We start from the raw sequence: 14,862 nt of genomic DNA, 5'->3' as shown, positions 1-14,862 counted from the left end.
GGCGGGTTCAGAATACCGGCTGGTTCGCGTCGTCGTCGTCCGTGGGGGTGTGGAGGCCGCATTCGGTCTTGTCCCAGCCGCGCCAGCGGCCCGCGCGGGGATCCTCGCCCGGCTTCACCACGCTGGTGCACGGGGCGCAGCCGATCGACAGATAACCCTGCGCGACCAGCGGATGCACGGGCAGGTCGTGCGCCGCGAAATAGGTATCGAGATCGGCCTTGGTCCAGTCCGCCAGCGGATTGATCTTGAGCCGCGCGCCGTCCAGCTCGAAGCGGGGCAGGGCGGCGCGGGTGCTCGCCTGGAACGCTTTGCGCCCGGTGATCGTCGCGTCGATGCCGGCAAGGCCAGCCTCCAGCGGGAGGACTTTGCGGATCTCGCAGCAGCCGTCCGGATCATAGGACCAGCGGAGTTCGGTGGCATCGCGCTTGGCGAGCAGCGCGGGATCGGGCTGGAGGTTGCGGAAGTCGGTCAGGCCCAGCCGCTCGACCAGCAGGTCGCGATAGGCGAGGGTCTCGGGGAAGTGCTTGGCTGTATCGAGGAACAGCACCGGCACCGAGCGATCGACGCTGGCCACGAGATGCAGCAGCGCCGCCGACTCCGCGCCGAACGAGGAGACGATCGCGGTATCGCCGGTCAGCTTCTCGGACAGCACCGTGCGCAGCATCTCCAGCGTCGGCACCCCGAGGAACCGCGTGTTCAGCCGCACCGCGTCCGCCTCAGTGAAGCGGGGCGTCACGTCGATCCGGTCGATCTGGCGCGCAGGTTCAGCCATGCCGCAGCTTCCACACCGGCGCGACGCTGTCCGCCGCCGCCTGATAGCGGAAATCGTAGCGGGCGAGTGCGGCCTCCAGCGTCGCTTCGTCGATCGGTGCGTCAGGCGCGAAGCTGTCGAAGCCGCAGCGGCGCATCAGCGGGATCTGGTCGACCAGTACGTCGCCCTGCGCGCGAAGCTCGCCTTTGTACCCCGCCTCGCGCAGGATCCGCGCGCTGGAATAGCCGCGGCCATCGCGGAAGCTCGGGAAGCTCACCTCGACCAGCGCGATGCGATCGAGATACGGCAGCAGCGCGCGGGCATCCTCGCCGGCCTCGATCCGCACCGCGGTGGCATTCGACTGGCCGAAGAAGCTGTCGAGCGTGACCGCCGGCTCGTCATGCGCCTCGTCGTCGCGGTAGCGCAGGAACTCAACCATAAATGGCCTCCTTGAACGGCGCCATGCCGATGCGGCGATAGGTATCGACGAAGCGCTCGCCGGGCGTGCGCTCGCGGACATAGACGTCGGTCGCGCGCTCGATCGCGTCGACCACGCCGTCCTCGCTGAAGCCGGGGCCGGTGATGTCGGCGAGGCTCACGTCCTCCGCGCCCGAGCCGCCGAGCAGCAGCTGGTAGTTCTCGGTGCCTTTCCGGTCGACGCCGAGGATGCCGATATGGCCGGCATGATGGTGGCCGCAGGCATTGATGCAGCCCGAGATCTTGAGCTTTAATTCGCCGAGGTCGCGCTGGCGCGCCGGATCGGCGAAACGCTCGCTGATCTTCTGGGCGAGCGGGATCGAGCGGGCATTGGCGAGGCTGCAATAGTCGAGCCCGGGGCAGGCGATGATGTCGCTGATCAAGTCTAGATTGGCCTCGGCCAGGCCGGCCTCACGCAGGGCAGTCCACACGGTGTACAGGTCGGCCTTGCGGACGTGCGGCAGCACGATGTTCTGCGCATGGGTCACGCGCAGCTCGTCGAAGCTGTAGCGCTCGGCGAGGTCGGCCATCACGTCGATCTGGTCGGCCGAGGCGTCGCCGGGGATGCCGCCGATCGGCTTGAGGCTGATCGTGACCACGGCATAGCCCGGTGCCTTGTGGGCGTGGACGTTCTGGTCGAGCCACACCGCGAAATCGGGGTCGCTGCGGTCGACCGTGTCGATCGCGTCGGCCTCGAAAGCCGGGGGCGCGAAATGGGCGGCGATCCGGTCGAACTCGGCCTGGGGCGGATCGATGCCCAGCGCCTTCACCGCCTGGAATTCCTCCTCCACCTGGCGCGCATATTCCTCGGCGCCCAGGGCATGGATCAGGATCTTGATCCGCGCCTTGTAAATATTGTCACGCCGGCCATGGCGATTGTAGACGCGCAGGCACGCCTCCAGATAGCTCACGAAATCGGCGAAGGGCACGAAGTCCTTGATCAGATGCGCGATCATCGGCGTGCGCCCCATGCCGCCGCCGGCATAGATGCGCGCGCCGAGTTCGCCCGCGTCGTTGCGGACGAGCTGGATGCCGATGTCGTGCAGCCGCATCGCCGCGCGATCGGTATCGCTGGCAATCACCGCGATCTTGAACTTGCGCGGCAGATAGCTGAATTCCGGGTGGAAGGTGCTCCACTGGCGGAGCAGCTCGGCCCAGGGGCGCGGGTCGGTGATCTCGTCGGCGGCGGCACCGGCGAACTGGTCCGAGCTGATGTTGCGGATGCAGTTGCCGCTGGTCTGGATGGCATGCATTTCCACCGTCGCCAGCTCGGCGAGGATGTCCGGTGCGTCCTCCAGCTTGATCCAGTTGTACTGGAGGTTCTGGCGGGTGGTGAAATGGCCGTAGCCGCGATCGTACTTGCGGGCGATGTGGGCGAGCAGGTGCATCTGCCGGCCGTCGAGCGTGCCATAGGGCACCGCGACGCGGAGCATATAGGCGTGCAGCTGGAGGTAGAGCCCGTTCATCAGCCGCAACGGCTTAAACTGGTCCTCGGTAAGATGACCCGCGAGGCGGCGTTGCACCTGGTCGCGGAATTCCTCGACGCGCGCGGCGACGATCGAGGCGTCATATTCGTCATATTTGTACATGGTCGGTCTCAGTCGATGCGCGCGGGGGATAACCAAGATCCTCCCCGGAACGGGGAGGGGGACCATTCGCGGTAGCGAATGGTGGAGGGGGAGCGCAGCGGGCGAGCCCCTTGTGGAGATCCCCTCCACCACCGCCTTCGGCGGCGGTCCCCCTCCCCGCGCCGGGGAGGATCGATAGTAGCGCCGCCCTCATATCACCCAGCTTCCCGCTACCGGGTCGGCGGGCTTCAGCGTCAGGTCCGGGCGCACGGTCGGGCCGAGTGCGCGGATGCGGTCCTTGATGTGCGCGGGGCGGGGGCCTTCGGGCGTCGCCTCGGCATCGATCACATAGGGCACGATGACCCGGCGCGCGGCGACCTCGGTGGCGGCAATCAGGTCGCCCTTGTCGCCGACGTCGACCGCCTCGGCGAGGTGGCGCGACCAGCTCTCGCCGGTCCACCACACCACGTCGCCGGTGGGAAGGTCGTTGCCCGTCAACAGCTTCATGCCTGATCTTCTCCCAAAGTCTCGGCCGTGCGCGCCCAGCGGGCGAGCTTGTCTTCGGCATCGGCGAGCAGCGTCACCTCGCCGACCACGATGATCGCCGGGCTCTGCACATTCTCACGCTCGACCATCGGGCCGAGGTCGGCGAGCAGCGTGCGGATCGCGCGGTGCCCCTCCAGCGTGGCGCGCTCGAGCACCGCGACCGGCATGTCGGGCGCGACGCCGTCGGCCATCAGCTTGTCCGCGATCGCCGAGGCGGTGGCGACGCCCATGTAGATCACCAGTGTGCGGCCCTTGCCGGCGAGGCCCGACCAGTTCTGATCGGTCAGCCCCTTGCACTGGCCGGCGACAAAGCTGACCGCGCTCGACCAGTCGCGATGGGTGAGCGGCAGCATCGCCTCGGCCGCGGCGCCGAGTGCGGCGGATACGCCGGGGATCACTTGCACCGGCAGCCCGGCTTCGCGCACGGCCTCCACTTCCTCGCCGCCGCGGCCGAAGATGAACGGGTCGCCGCCCTTGAGGCGGACGACGACCGCGCCGGTCTTCACATGCGCGACGATCAGCGCGTTGATAGATTCCTGCGGCAGCGTGTGCTTCGAGCGGCGCTTGGCAACCGAGATGCGGTGCGCCTGGGGGGCGAGATCGAGGACGCGGTCGTCGACCAGCCCGTCATGGACGAGCACGTCGCACGCCTTGAGCGCCTCGACGGCACGAACGGTCAGCAGGCCAGGGTCACCGGGACCCGCGCCGACAAGGATCACGCGGCCGCGCGAATGGGGATCGAGAAGCGTTGCCATGGTGCCGCACATGGGCCGATGGCGCAGGCGGAGCAATGGAGGATCGGTTTGGGGCGGCTAAGGGATTCTTTTCGGGGTTCCGGTTCGCGCATATCGAGGGCCGTCACCCCAGCGCAAGCTGGGGTCTCCGGTGGCCTGGCAACGCTGGCACGCGACTAGTGGAGACGCCAACGTTCGCTGGCATGACGGTAGAGGGGAGGACTTAGCCGTTGGCGCGCCAGTCGCCCGATTTTCCGCCGGTTTTGGTGAGCAGGCGGATGTCGCTCAGCACCATGCCCTTATCCAGCGCCTTGGCCATGTCGTAGAGCGTCAGCAGCGTTACCGACACGGCGGTGAGCGCTTCCATCTCGACGCCGGTCTTGCCTTCGGTCGCGGCGGTGGCGGTGGCCGTCACGCCGGTATCGTCGAGATCCAGGCTGATTGCGACGCGGGTGAGGGGCAGGGGGTGGCAGAGCGGGATCAGGTCGGACGTCTTCTTCGCCGCCATGATCCCGGCGATGCGCGCGGTCGCGAGCACGTCGCCCTTCTTCACGCTGCCGTCGCGGATCGCGGTGGCGGCTTCCGGGGACATGGTGATGCGGCCCCGCGCCACCGCCTCGCGCGCGGTGACCGCCTTGCCGCCGACATCGACCATGTGCGCGGCGCCGGTTGCGTCGAGATGGGTGAGGCCGCTCATCCGACCAGCGCGCGGGTCGCCGCCTCGACATCGGCCTGCCGCATCAGCGACTCCCCGATCAGGAAGCAGCGGATATCGTGCGCGGCCATGGCATCGAGATCGGCGCGGCTGTTCAAGCCGGACTCCGCGACGAAGGTGCAGTCCTTGGGTGCATGGGCAACAAGGTCGTACGTCTTCTGCACATCGACTTCGAAGGTCTTGAGATTGCGGTTGTTCACCCCGATCAGCCGGGACCGGAGCTTGAGCGCGCGCTCCAGCTCGTCGGCATCGTGGACCTCGACCAGCGCGTCCATGCCGTGCTCGAACGCCGCCGCCTCGATCTCGGCCATCTGGCCGTCGTCGAGCGCCGAGACGATGATCAGGATCGCGTCCGCGCCCATCGCGCGCGATTCCTCGACCTGCCAGGGATCGATCAGGAAGTCCTTGCGGATCACCGGCAGGTCGCAGGCGGCGCGGGCAGCGATCAGATAGTCTTCGTCGCCTTGGAAATAGTCACGATCGGTCAGCACCGACAGGCAGGCTGCCCCGCCGGCGGCATAGGCGCTGGCATGGGCGGGCGGATCGAAATCCGCGCGGATCAGGCCCTTCGAAGGGCTGGCCTTCTTGATCTCGGCGATCACGCCATAGCCGCCTGCCGCGGCGCGGGCATCGAGTGCCGCCTTGAACCCGCGCGGCGCGCTGGGCGCCGGCCAGGTGCGGGGCGCTGCCTTGCGGGCGGCGACTTCGCGGCGCTTGGTGTCGAGAATCTTGTCAAGAATAGTGCTCATGCGAAGGCGATCCAGCAATCGAGAAGGGTGTTGGCAAGCCCGTTGTCGAGCATCTCGATGGCTTCCTCCACCCCGTCCCGAAGGTCATCGGCGCGGCCCGCGACCATCAGCGCGGCGGCCGCGTTGAGCAGCACCGCGTCGCGATACGCGCCTTCCTCGCCTTGCAGCAGGCGGCGAAGCGCGAGGGCGTTGTACGCGGGGTCGCCGCCGCGGATGGCGGAGAGCGGGTGGCGGGGCAGCCCCGCATCCTCGGGGGTGATACGGGTCGGCAGCTTGGCGCGACCGACATTGACGACCACGCTCGCCGCTTCGGTCGACAGCTCGTCCAGCGAGTCCTCGCCCGAGACAATGGCAGCCGACTCGACGCCCAGCTGTTCCAATGCCTCCGCATAGACCGGCGCATAGTCCGGCCGGGCGATGCCGATCAGCTGGTGGCGGACATGCGCCGGGTTGGCGAGCGGGCCCATCAGGTTGAAGATCGTCCGCCGTCCGATGCGTCGACGGATCGGCGCAATGCGGCCCAGGGACGGGTGGTGGTGCTGGGCGAACAGGAAGGCGATGCCGATCTCGTTCAGGCTTTCCTCGGCGCGCGCGGCGGCGCGGTCGAGGTTGAGCCCCAGCGCTTCCAGCGTATCCGCCGCGCCAGCCTTGGAGGAGGCAGCGCGGTTGCCGTGCTTGGCCACGGGCACGCCAGCCGCCGCCACGACGAGGCTGACGGCGGTGGAGACGTTGAGCGTATGATGCCCGTCGCCGCCGGTGCCGCATACATCGATCGCGCCCTCAGGGGCGGTAACGGGGATCAGGCGGGCACGCAGCGCCCGCGCGGCCTCGGCTATCTCGATGCTGGTCTCCCCGCGCACCGATAGCGCGATCAGGAACGCCTCGATCTCCGCTTCGGGCGCAGTGCCGTCGAGAATGTCGGCGAAGGCCTGCGCGGCGGTTTCGCGGGCAAGCGGGGAGGACGGATCGGGTAGCAGGCGCAGACTGGTCACGCCGCCTCTATTCCGGGGTGCGGCCAGCCTGTCGAGCAAATCCTGCTTGGGGCGCCTCAGTTGCTCTTTTTCGGCCGGGTGTAGGGCACGAACTGGTTGAGCGAGACGAAGCCGCGCGGGAAATAAGAGGTCCGGTCGATCAGCCGCACCGTATCGATGCTGCACAGCTGCGAGCCGAAGGTGTTGGTCACCAGGATCGAGTTGTCGTCGAGCTGGTCGGCGCCGTTCCGCGGCTCGTTCACGTACAGGGTATTGCCCACGGTGTAGACGATCGCCTTGCCGTCGATGACCTGGCTGGAGCCCGTCATCGTCAGGCTTATGCAGTCGACCGGCTTTCCGGCCACGCGGCCTTCCAGCAGCTTGGCGAGTCGCTCGTCCGGGGTCGGGCGATGGCGCTGGGCGTTGGCAACGGGTGCGGCGAGCAGCGCGGCACCGGCGAGCAGGGTGGCGAGGATCGTCTTCATGGTACCTCTCCTATCACGGCTGCGATGAACCGACGCTGAAGCAGGTCAGGCGGTTGCCGTTGCTTTGATGCCGGCCAGGCGCAGGAAGTTGGCGAGCATGGCATGGCCGTGCTCGGTGGCAATGCTCTCCGGGTGGAACTGGACGCTGTGAATCGGCAGCGACTGGTGGCGGAAACCCATCACCGATCCGTCCTCGGCGGTGGCGTTCACCACCAGGCTGTCGGGAATGTCGGTGACGATCAGCGAGTGGTAGCGAGTCGCGGTGAAGGGCGAGGGCAGATCGGTGAACAATCCGGTGCCGTCGTGCGAAACCGGCGAGGTCTTGCCGTGCATCAGCCCGCCGCGCACGACTTTGCCCCCGAAATGCTGGCCGATCGACTGGTGCCCGAGGCACACGCCAAGCAGTGGCTTGCCGAGATCCGCGCAGGCCGCGACCAGATCCAGGCTGATACCGGCCTCGTTCGGCGTGCAGGGGCCGGGCGAGATCAGGAAGCCCTGCGCATTGCTGGCGATCGCTTCGTTCGCGGTCAGCGCGTCATTGCGCACCACCTGCACCTCGACGCCCAACTCCATCAGATAATGGACGAGGTTCCAGGTGAAGCTGTCGTAATTGTCGAGCACGAGGATCATGCCGCCCACCTAGGCGCTCGCGCGGCCTTGCACAATCCGGCCTTGCGGACGCCACAGTGCAGCGGCAACGCTGGTGATGCAGGGACGTTATTGCCCCAAGGAGTATGCGATGCTTGCCCGCTTGATGATTGCCGCCGCCCTGCTCGCCGCACCGGCGTTCGCCCAGACTCAGGACCAGAGCGCCGCCGAGGGGCCGCCCAAGCGGGTGCGCAGCATTTTGCTCTACGGCGAGGAAAGCTGTCCCAAGCCGGCGAACGCGGACGAGATCGTGGTCTGCTCGAACGCGGGCGAATCGCCCTATCGCATCCCCAAGCGCTTCCGCGACCAGCCCAAGCAGGACGCGCCGTCGACCAGCTGGACCCGCCGCATGGAAGTGGTGGAGGAAGTGAACAGCCGCGGCATGCCGAACAGCTGCTCGCCGGTGGGTACCGGCGGCCAGACCGGCTGCACCCGGCAAATGCTGCAGCAATGGTATCAGGACAAGCTCGACAGGGAAGCCAAGGCTTCGCGGGTTCCCTGATCCAACGGGCGGGCCCGGCCTATTGGCCGAAGCCCGCCTCGCTTGCCCGCGCGATTGCCTCACGCGCGGCGGCGAACAGCGCGCCGGACTTGGCCTCGCATTCGCGCTGCTCATAGGCCGGATCCGAATCGGCAACAATCCCGGCACCGGCCTGGACGTGCATCACCCCGTCCTTCACCAGCGCGGTCCGCAGCACGATGCACGAGTCCATCGATCCGTCCGGCGAGAAATAGCCGACGCCGCCCGCATAGGGGCCGCGCGTCTCCGCCTCCAACTCCGCGATGACTTCGCACGCGCGCACCTTGGGGGCGCCGCTGACCGTGCCGGCGGGGAAGCCGGCGAACAGCGCGTCGATCGCATCCGCGTCCTTGCGCAGCGTGCCGACCACGTTCGACACGATGTGCATGACGTGGCTGTAGAACTCGACCGTATAGCTGTCGGTCACCTTGACGCTGCCCGGTGCCGCAGCGCGGCCGACATCGTTGCGGCCGAGATCGAGCAGCATCAGATGCTCGGCGCGCTCCTTCGGGTCGGCAAGCAGCGAGGTGCGGTTGGCCTCGTCCTCGGCGGCGGTGCGGCCGCGCGGGCGCGTGCCGGCGATCGGGCGGATGGTGATCTCGCCGTCGCGCGCGCGCACCAGGATCTCCGGGCTCGATCCGGTGAGCGCGAAGCCCGGCAGGTCGAGATGGTAGAGGAAGGGCGAGGGGTTGATCCGCCGCAGCGCGCGATAAAGCTCGAACGGCGGCAGCGGGAAGGGCGCGGTGAAGCGCTGGGCGAGCACCACCTGAAAGATGTCGCCCGCCGCGATATAATCCTTCGCCGCGGCGACCATCTCGCCATAGCGGCCCTGGGGCAGCACCGGCGTCGGCTGGATTGCGACCGGATCGGCGCGGACCGGCGCGGGCAGGGCGGCGCTGGCGAGTTGCGCGGCCACCGCGTCGATGCGCTCGGCTGCGGCTTCGGGGCCGGCGCCCGGCCATACCGGCGCGACGATGAACAGCGTGTCCGCCAGCCGGTCGAATACCAGCAATACGGTCGGTCGGACGAAGATCATGTCCGGCACGCCGACCGGGCTCTGCGGCGGGCGCGGCAGCTTCTCGACCAGCCCCACCGTCTCGTAGCTGAAATAGCCGACCAAGCACGCGAGCGCGCGGGGCAGCTCGGCCGGCACGTCCATCCGGCAATCGGCGACCAGGCCACGCAGCGCGGTCAGCGGATCTGCGGCCAACGATTCGAACGCGTCGCGATCGGTGAGCCAGTGGCGGTTCAGCTCGCAAGCGGCGCCGGTCGCGCGGAAGACCAGATCGGGCGCGAGGCCGATCAGGCTGTGCCGCCCGCGAACCGAGCCGCCCTCGACCGACTCCAGCAGGAAGTCGCCGCGGCCGGGCTCGATCAGCTTGAGCGCGGCAGCGACCGGCGTCTCGGTATCCGCGACCTGCCGACGCCAGACCAAGGCGGGGCGCCCGGCCGCAAGCGCGGCGCGGGCGGTGTCGAGACCCTGGATCACTGGCCGCCGTTGCGCTGCAGATCGGCGCGCAGGCGGGCGATCGCAGCCTCGTTGCGGCGAACCTTCAGCGCGCTGACCACCGAGTTGGCAAACTGGCGCTGATATTCCTGGGCGCTCAGCTGGCCCAGCGCCTGGGTGATCGACTGCAGGATCTGCGGACCCTGGGGATCGCTTGCGACGTTGCCCGGCTGGATCGTGTCGACATAGACGACGTAATAGCCGCCGCGGTTCGGCGCCTCGACGAGGCGCGCAGTCTTGGCCGGCATGTCGAACGCCATCTGGATGAAGTTCTCCTTGCCGCGCAGTTCGCTGCGCTTGAAGTCGAACGGCTTGGGCGGAGCACCCTTGGTAGCGCCCGCTTCCGCCAGCGCCTGCGCCATCGGCACGCCCTTCTGCAGCTTGGGCAGCATCGCGGTGGCGGCGGTGCGCGCCTTGGCAAGCGCCTGGTCGAGCAGATAGTCGGCCTTCACCTTGTCCGTGATCTGGGCGAGCGGGCGGGGCGCTGCCGGCACGGTCTTCTCGAGCGAGACGACCGCGAAGCCGCCATCCTGGCCTACCGGCACGACCTGCGGCTCGTCGCCGGCCTGTTCGAAGCCGAAGCCGGCCTTCATCACCGCGACGGTGGTGGCGTCGGGCTGGGAATCGGCCTTGTCCGGATCGGTGCCGTTGGCGATCAGCGCAGGGGTGCGGACCGCGGTCAGCTTGGCCTTGGCGACGGCTTCGTCGAACGTCGCGCCGTCGCCGACCGAATCCTCGATCGACTGGCGCAGATCGCCGAGCAGCGACGCCAGCTTGCGCTTGGCGACGGCGTCGGCCAGCTCGCCGCGGACCTGCTCCAGCGTGCGGGCGGGGATCTTCTCGACCTTGCTCACCTTGTAGACGAACCAGGCGCCGCCGAGCTGCACCGGGCCCTGCAGGGCGGTGGCGGGCGCCGCGAAGGCCGCATCTGAGAACGGCGCCGAAACCTGCTTGGCGATGCCGGCCTTGTCGGCGGCGTCGATCGTGCGAGCCTCCAGGCCGGCGGCCTTGGCGGCGGCAGCGAGGTCACCGCCCTTGGCAGCGTCGGCGACCTTGGCGGCAATCGACTGGCTGATCGCCTGGACGAGCTGCAGCCCACGCTTTTCGCTGGCGGCGTATTTGGCGGCATCCTTCTTGTAGGCGGCGGCGATCTCGGCGTCGGTCGGGGTCGCCTGCGCCTTCAGCGCATCGGGCTGGGCAAGCGCATAGCGGACGATGCGGCGTTCCGGCACCAGGTAACGGCTGCGGTTCTGCGCGTAATAGCCGGCCAGCGTATTGGCGTCGGGGGCGGGGCCGGGATCCATCGCCAGCGACTGGACGAAGCCGACGATGCCCGTCCGGCGCTCGAGCAGCGTCGAGACATAGGGCGTCACGACGCCCGTGGGCGCCGGTGCCGGCAGCGCGACGGGGCCGACCAGCCACACCGCATAGCGCTGCACGGTCATGCCCTCGCGGAACTGCGCAGGGTTGATTCGGTTCTGCGCGAGCAACTGCTCGAAGGTCTGCTGGCTGAACTTGCCGTCCATGCCGGCGAACTGCGGATTGTTGACGATTTCGGAATCGATCAGCTTCTTGCCGACCGCCATGCCGTTCTGGTTGGCGAAGGACTCCAGCGCGGCCGAGGAAATGGCGTCGTTCAGCGCGGCCTCGAACCCGCCCTCCGCCAGCAGCTGCGCCATGGTGACGTTCTGGCGCTGCGCCTGGGCATTGCGGATGATCCGGTCGATCCGGTCACGCACGTCGCGCTCGGTCACATCCTTTCCGGCCACCGTCGCCAGCGTCGTGCTGTTGGCGCCGCTGATCCCCGCCCGCATGCCGGTGACGTCACTCGCCGCAAAGGCGATCGCGAGCAGGCCCAGGAAAATGAAGACGATGATCAGGCCGTAGCGCGACTTGGTGAAGTTCCGGAAGGCGTTGAGCATGGAAAGCCGTTCGTTCGAGGAATTTGGGCCCGCTTTAGGGCGGGTGCCGCGCGCCTTCAAGCTTGTGCCGTGCGGCGCGATCGGTATCGGCTGTACCGAAACAGAAAGGGAGTGGTGATGCGTCGGAAATTGGTGGCCGGAAACTGGAAGATGCACGGCATGCGCGCGCAACTGCACGAGATCGATGCGATCGCCGCTGCCGCCAAGGCGCATCCGCAAGTCGATGCCCTGCTCTGCGTGCCGTTCACGCTGATCGCGGCGGCGGTGGAAATCGCCCAAGGGTTCACGATCGGCGCGCAGGACGTGCACGAGAATGACCATGGTGCCCATACCGGCGACGTCTCCGCGCCGATGCTGGTGGAGGCCGGTGCCAAGGTGGTGATCGTCGGCCATTCCGAACGCCGCGCCGATCACGCCGAGACGAGCCATCATACCTGGGCAAAGGCCGCGGCCGCGCGCCGACACGGGCTGGACGTCATCCTGTGCTGCGGCGAGACCGAGGCGGAACATGACGCCGGCCGCGCCGAGCGCATCGTCCAGTCCCAGATCGAGAAGTCGCTGCCCGACGGCGCGGCACCCGACTGGCTGACGATCGCCTATGAGCCGCGCTGGGCGATCGGCACGGGCAAGACCCCGACGCTGGACGAGATCGCGACGATGCACGCGATCATCCGCGCCAAGCTGCGCGGCATGATCGGGTTCCAGGCGAACGAGATGCGGATTCTCTATGGCGGGTCGGTGAGCGGTGCCAACGCCGCCTCGATCCTGGCGGTGGACGATGTCGACGGGGCTCTCGTCGGGGGCGCCAGCCTCACCGCCGAGAAATTCGTGCCGATCATCGAAGCCGCGGCAAAAATCGCAGCGCTGTAATTAACCACTTGGCGGAGGTCTCGCGCTACAAGGCCTCCATGTTGCAGCGGATCAACCTCGTCCGATCGGGAAGGACACAGCTCGACCGGGCGATCCTGACCGAACAATATCGGGTGCTGGGTCAGCAGATCCCGCTGATGTACATGCTCGTCTTCCTCGACGCGGTGTTCCTGGGCTTTGCCTCCTATGGTGCCGTGTCGACGCGACTCAGCGTGGCAGCGCCGGCGCTGCTTGGGGTCGCGGCGCTGGTGCGCAGCCTGTTGTGGGTTCGGCGGCAGCGCAATTCGGTTCCCAATCTTCGTCGGATTCGGCGCTATTTGAACGGGACGATCATCGCTGCGGCCGTGCTCAGCCTGGCCTTTGGCGGCTGGGCATTGATGTTGTTCTTCGAAGTGGACCTGGCGCGGCGGACTTCGATTGCGCTCTACATCTTCATCGGCGCGATCACCTGCTGCTACTGTCTCCAGACGTTCCCGATCGCGGCGTGGCTGGTGATGATGTGCGGCGCCTACCCGGTCGTGGTGTGCCTGCTCGCTTCCGGGGACCTGTTCCTCGTCGGCCTGGGCGTGAACATCGTACTGGTATCCGCGGTGGTGCTGCGGATGTTCGGGGCCAGTCATACCGTCTTTGTCGAGGTGCTGGCGTCCCGCGCGGAAATGGCCGCAGGGCAACGCCGCGCCCGCCTGGCCGAGCGGCGCGCGCATGAGCTTGCCTATCACGATCCGCTGACCGGGCTGCCGAACCGGCGTGCCCTCACGGAATATCTGCACCGCGCCGAGCCCGCGCAGTTCGGGCTGATGCTGGTCGATCTCGATCGTTTCAAGTCCGTCAACGACGTCCACGGCCATCCGATCGGCGACCAGCTGCTTCGCGCGGTGGCAGGGCGGCTCCGCTGGGTGGTGGGCGAGGAGGGGCGCAGCTACCGGCTGGGCGGCGACGAGTTCGCGATCACGCTGTCCTACGGGGAAGGAGACGTCGATCGGGTCCGCGCCATCGCCCATACGATCGTCCGTGAGGTGGCCCGGCCCTTCCTGATCGACGATCGTATGCACCATATCGGCGCCAGCGTCGGCATCGCCCTCTATCCCGAGGACGCAGGCGACGCGGATACGCTGATGCGCCGCGCCGATGTCGCGCTCTATCAGGCCAAGGAGGCAGGCCGCGGCTGCTATTGTGCCTTCGCCGCGCGGATGGATGCCGAAATCCGCCGGCGCTCGTCGATCGAGGCCGAAATGCGGGTGTCGCTCGACGAGGGGCGCTTCTACCCGCGGTACCAGCCGATCGTCGACCTCCGCACCGGACGCGTGGCGGGGTTTGAGCTGCTCGCTCGCTGGCGGCGCGACGATATCGAGATCGGCCCGGACCAGTTCATCCCGATCGCCGAGGAATGCGGGCTGCTCAACACGCTGATGCTCGATCTGCTCGACCGCGCCTGCATCGAGACGCGCGACTGGCCGGTGCCGGTGAGCATCGCGATCAACATCTCGCCGGGCCAGCTCCGCGACGACTGGCTGAGCCACAAGATTCTGTCGGTGCTCGCCCGCACCGGCTTCCCGCCGCAGCGGCTGACGGTGGAGATCACCGAGAATGCCCTGATCGTCGATGCCGACAAGGCCTATCATGCGATCGAATCGCTGAAGAACCAGGGCGTGCAGCTGGCACTCGACGATTTCGGCACCGGCTATGCCTCGATCCAGCATTTGCGAATGCTGCCGTTCGACAAGATCAAGATCGACCGGTCCTTCGTCGATACGCTCGCGGAGGACCAGGAAGCGCTGAGGATCGTGCGCGCGATCCTGGGCCTGGCAGCGACGCTGGAGATGCCGGTGGTGGCCGAGGGGATCGAGACGCTGGAGACGGCCGAGATGCTGCGCGCGCTCGGCTGTGCGGAGGGACAAGGCTATCTGTTCGGCCGCCCGATGGCCAAGGACGAGGTCGAACGCTGGCTCGCCGACGGCACGATGCCGCCGGCGGCCGAAGCGCTTATCCGCCGTAGCGGTCCTTGAGCACCTTCCAGGTGGCGCGGAGGCTTACCGCCTCCGCGCCCTTGGGACGGCCCGGCTTGGCGCTGCCGTTCCAGCAGAAGATGTCGAAATGGGCCCACTGGGCCTTGGCCGGCACGAATTCCTTGAGGAACAGCGCGGCGGTGATGGCGCCGCCGAACGGACCCTCGGCCGCGTTGACCATGTCCGCCACATCCGACTTCAGCAGATCCTTGTAGGGATCGTAGAGCGGCATCCGCCAGATCGGGTCGGCCTCTTCCTCGCCGGCCGCAAGGATCTCGGCTGCCAGCGTGTCGTCATTGGCAAACAGCGCCTGCAGGTCCGCGCCGAGCGCCACGCGGGCGGCGCCGGTCAGCGTTGCGAAGTCGAACACCAGCTCCGGATTCTTCTCTTCCG

Annotated in this window: 15 protein-coding genes and 1 pseudogene; 3 read left to right on the top strand and 13 right to left on the bottom strand. The window is 67.9% G+C overall.

Translation table 11 applies throughout. The features are described from left to right. Positions 1–7: 7 nt before the first annotated feature. The 10 genes from QZ814_RS16465 to QZ814_RS16420 form a co-directional block, all read right to left on the bottom strand. Entirely contained in the window at positions 8–772 is a 765-nt protein-coding gene (locus tag QZ814_RS16465) for a phosphoadenylyl-sulfate reductase (protein WP_294334351.1), read from the bottom strand. Next, complete coding sequence (locus QZ814_RS16460; RefSeq protein WP_294334350.1) at positions 765–1,190, bottom strand: DUF934 domain-containing protein; 426 nt, start codon at positions 1,188–1,190, stop codon at positions 765–767. The genes QZ814_RS16465 and QZ814_RS16460 overlap by 8 nt, the downstream gene beginning before the upstream one ends. Continuing rightward, entirely contained in the window at positions 1,183–2,817 is a 1,635-nt protein-coding gene (locus tag QZ814_RS16455) for a nitrite/sulfite reductase (protein WP_294334349.1), read from the bottom strand. The genes QZ814_RS16460 and QZ814_RS16455 overlap by 8 nt, the downstream gene beginning before the upstream one ends. Before the next feature lie 189 nt (positions 2,818–3,006). Beyond that, positions 3,007–3,303, bottom strand: a complete 297-nt coding sequence (locus tag QZ814_RS16450; RefSeq protein WP_294334347.1) for a DUF2849 domain-containing protein — start codon at positions 3,301–3,303, stop codon at positions 3,007–3,009. After that, on the bottom strand, positions 3,300–4,097 hold the full coding sequence (gene cobA, locus QZ814_RS16445; RefSeq protein WP_294334345.1) for a uroporphyrinogen-III C-methyltransferase: 798 nt from the start codon (positions 4,095–4,097) through the stop codon (positions 3,300–3,302). Before cobA ends, QZ814_RS16450 begins: the two co-directional genes overlap by 4 nt. Positions 4,098–4,299: 202 nt before the next feature. Then, positions 4,300–4,773, bottom strand: coding sequence for a cyclic pyranopterin monophosphate synthase MoaC (moaC, locus tag QZ814_RS16440; protein ID WP_294334343.1), 474 nt, complete (start codon positions 4,771–4,773; stop codon positions 4,300–4,302). Beyond that, on the bottom strand, positions 4,770–5,540 hold the full coding sequence (gene trpC, locus QZ814_RS16435) for an indole-3-glycerol phosphate synthase TrpC (protein ID WP_294334341.1): 771 nt from the start codon (positions 5,538–5,540) through the stop codon (positions 4,770–4,772). The genes moaC and trpC overlap by 4 nt, the downstream gene beginning before the upstream one ends. Next, positions 5,537–6,532 carry an anthranilate phosphoribosyltransferase gene (trpD, locus tag QZ814_RS16430; protein ID WP_294334340.1) on the bottom strand — a complete coding sequence of 332 codons (996 nt, stop codon included), beginning with the start codon at positions 6,530–6,532 and terminating at the stop codon, positions 5,537–5,539. The genes trpC and trpD overlap by 4 nt, the downstream gene beginning before the upstream one ends. Positions 6,533–6,588: 56 nt before the next feature. Next, positions 6,589–6,996 (bottom strand): hypothetical protein, encoded by a 408-nt coding sequence (locus QZ814_RS16425; RefSeq protein ID WP_294334339.1) that lies wholly within the window; start codon positions 6,994–6,996, stop codon positions 6,589–6,591. Between the two features lie 45 nt (positions 6,997–7,041). After that, positions 7,042–7,626: an aminodeoxychorismate/anthranilate synthase component II gene (locus QZ814_RS16420; RefSeq protein WP_294334338.1), complete on the bottom strand. Its 585-nt coding sequence runs from the start codon at positions 7,624–7,626 to the stop codon at positions 7,042–7,044. A 109-nt stretch (positions 7,627–7,735) separates the two neighbouring features. Here QZ814_RS16420 and QZ814_RS16415 point away from each other — a divergent pair, with 109 nt between their 5' ends. Further along, positions 7,736–8,146, top strand: coding sequence for a hypothetical protein (locus QZ814_RS16415; RefSeq protein ID WP_294334337.1), 411 nt, complete (start codon positions 7,736–7,738; stop codon positions 8,144–8,146). Positions 8,147–8,165: 19 nt separating this feature from the next. On the opposite strand, the gene QZ814_RS16410 is transcribed toward QZ814_RS16415, so the two are convergent. Both QZ814_RS16410 and QZ814_RS16405 read right to left on the bottom strand, forming a co-directional pair. Then, complete coding sequence (locus tag QZ814_RS16410; RefSeq protein ID WP_294334336.1) at positions 8,166–9,653, bottom strand: chorismate-binding protein; 1,488 nt, start codon at positions 9,651–9,653, stop codon at positions 8,166–8,168. Beyond that, positions 9,650–11,593 carry a peptidylprolyl isomerase gene (locus tag QZ814_RS16405; RefSeq protein WP_294334335.1) on the bottom strand — a complete coding sequence of 648 codons (1,944 nt, stop codon included), beginning with the start codon at positions 11,591–11,593 and terminating at the stop codon, positions 9,650–9,652. The genes QZ814_RS16410 and QZ814_RS16405 overlap by 4 nt, the downstream gene beginning before the upstream one ends. Before the next feature lie 114 nt (positions 11,594–11,707). On the opposite strand from QZ814_RS16405, the gene tpiA reads away from it, so the two are divergent. Both tpiA and QZ814_RS16395 read left to right on the top strand, forming a co-directional pair. Beyond that, positions 11,708–12,463, top strand: a complete 756-nt coding sequence (gene tpiA / locus QZ814_RS16400) for a triose-phosphate isomerase (protein ID WP_294334334.1) — start codon at positions 11,708–11,710, stop codon at positions 12,461–12,463. A 38-nt stretch (positions 12,464–12,501) separates the two neighbouring features. Continuing rightward, complete coding sequence (locus QZ814_RS16395; RefSeq protein ID WP_294334333.1) at positions 12,502–14,469, top strand: EAL domain-containing protein; 1,968 nt, start codon at positions 12,502–12,504, stop codon at positions 14,467–14,469. Here the strand turns inward: QZ814_RS16395 and QZ814_RS16390 are convergent. Then, positions 14,447–14,862: pseudogene (locus tag QZ814_RS16390) on the bottom strand (leucyl aminopeptidase family protein); the annotation flags it as partial. The gene QZ814_RS16395 and the pseudogene QZ814_RS16390 overlap by 23 nt on opposite strands.

It is taken from the genome of uncultured Sphingomonas sp., assembly GCF_913777625.1.
Lineage (GTDB): Bacteria > Pseudomonadota > Alphaproteobacteria > Sphingomonadales > Sphingomonadaceae > Sphingomonas.
The sequence above is the reverse complement of the archived record's forward strand: the minus strand, read 5'-3'. Positions and strand labels throughout refer to the sequence as shown.